Annotated in this window: 3 protein-coding genes; 1 reads left to right on the forward strand and 2 read right to left on the reverse strand. The window is 43.2% G+C overall.

The window, feature by feature from the left end:
- Positions 1 to 94: 94 nt before the first annotated feature.
- On the reverse strand, positions 95 to 490 hold the full coding sequence (locus F6K53_RS43270; protein ID WP_293086873.1) for a hypothetical protein: 396 nt from the start codon (positions 488 to 490) through the stop codon (positions 95 to 97).
- A 157-nt stretch (positions 491 to 647) separates the two neighbouring features.
- Between F6K53_RS43270 and F6K53_RS43275 the strand changes: the two genes are divergently transcribed.
- Positions 648 to 770: a hypothetical protein gene (locus F6K53_RS43275; protein WP_293086876.1), complete on the forward strand. Its 123-nt coding sequence runs from the start codon at positions 648 to 650 to the stop codon at positions 768 to 770.
- 243 nt (positions 771 to 1,013) lie between these two features.
- Here F6K53_RS43275 and F6K53_RS43280 read toward each other — a convergent pair whose 3' ends face one another.
- Positions 1,014 to 1,232 (reverse strand): hypothetical protein, encoded by a 219-nt coding sequence (locus F6K53_RS43280; RefSeq protein WP_075895695.1) that lies wholly within the window; start codon positions 1,230 to 1,232, stop codon positions 1,014 to 1,016.
- Positions 1,233 to 1,274 lie beyond the last annotated feature (42 nt).

Below are 1,274 nucleotides of genomic sequence, written 5' to 3' on the forward strand. Positions count from 1 at the left end.
TCAAAACAGGGGAATTTTGGAACAAACAATTGCTCAGAGCGATTAGCCCGAAGGGCTACGCTACGCGAACGCGCTTATCGAAGGGTGATTGAATTTAATCTAAATAACCCATCAGCTGTGGATCAGCATCAACATCATTTGGGGCGATGGGACGTTTGCCCATGATGTACTCTATTTCATCAAGATGAAGATTACTAGCAGCAATTGGCCGCTCTCCAGACACCTTCATGATACCGAGTACCTCAATGTTGCTAGAGGTGATGGGGCGCTCTCCCATTACAGACATCGTTTCTAATACCTGGAGATTACTGGCATCAATTGGTCGATGTCCCATTATGCTTTGTGTTTCACTAATATGAAGCTCACTAGGAGCAATGGGACGGTTTCCAGGTAGAGGGGGAATTGTATCTAAGGCAGAGGTTTCCTGTGCTGGAGCTTCTGCTAGCTGAACTGCGGTAGTGTTTTCATTGATTGCAGTGCTATCGCTCATAATCGTATACCTAGAAGTTTTTAACCGAGTTTTTTAGCTATTCGGGCAATATTAGCCCTAGCTCTTATAGCGCTACGCTCAATGGCATTGGCAAGAGGCAAGAGGCAAAAGTTGAGTACAACAGCTTTTGAGCTTCTATCAATGTCAAACACGAAGAATGCGTAGTGCTATACCCGCTGGCGGAGATGTGGGATTAACTATTGGTGTTATTGCCTCGTCTATGGGCGAGCGGGGTGCTTACAAAGTAGGAGAACAAAAAAAGCTCTGGTTGCTGTATTGACCTGGAGTCTTTGCTGTAACTGAGTTTAGTAAGGGGTAATCGGTAAATGAGAATCGGTGATACTCATTTTAATCCCATTAATTACGTTACAGACTGCAACGTTAGCTTAATTTTTGTTCTTGACTAACTTTTACAAGTATTATAGAGCCTTAATTATATTAAGCTACATTTTACGAAAGTAAACAATTAGGTGAAGGATTATAAAGTAGTTCTCAATTTGGTTAGGTACTTAGGCTCTGGTTCTTAGGGAGTAGAGAGTAGGGAGCAGCCCAGCCATTTGGGAGCCAGCGCCTTCATGATGGGTTCCCCTCCATGACAGAGTCCATCAAGATTGGATAAGAAAATTGAATGTACTTGATAAGTATGACAAATGCTACAGGACTTACGGATTTGCCCCCGTTGGTCCCCCAAAATTGGAGAACCAACGGGGGCTTTAAGAAAACCAGATGATCGTGCATTCATTCCTTAATTCAGCAACGCCAAATAACCTACCCTAAACTGGAA

The organism is Moorena sp. SIO4A1 (assembly GCF_010672065.1).
Classification (GTDB): Bacteria; Cyanobacteriota; Cyanobacteriia; order Cyanobacteriales; family Coleofasciculaceae; genus Moorena.

Coding starts and splice junctions, on each gene's coding strand:
- F6K53_RS43270 (WP_293086873.1), bottom strand. CDS start 490: ATGAGCGATAGCACTGCAATCAATGAAAACACTACCGCAGTTCAGCTA.
- F6K53_RS43275 (WP_293086876.1), top strand. CDS start 648: ATGCGTAGTGCTATACCCGCTGGCGGAGATGTGGGATTAACTATTGGT.
- F6K53_RS43280 (WP_075895695.1), bottom strand. CDS start 1,232: ATGAATGCACGATCATCTGGTTTTCTTAAAGCCCCCGTTGGTTCTCCA.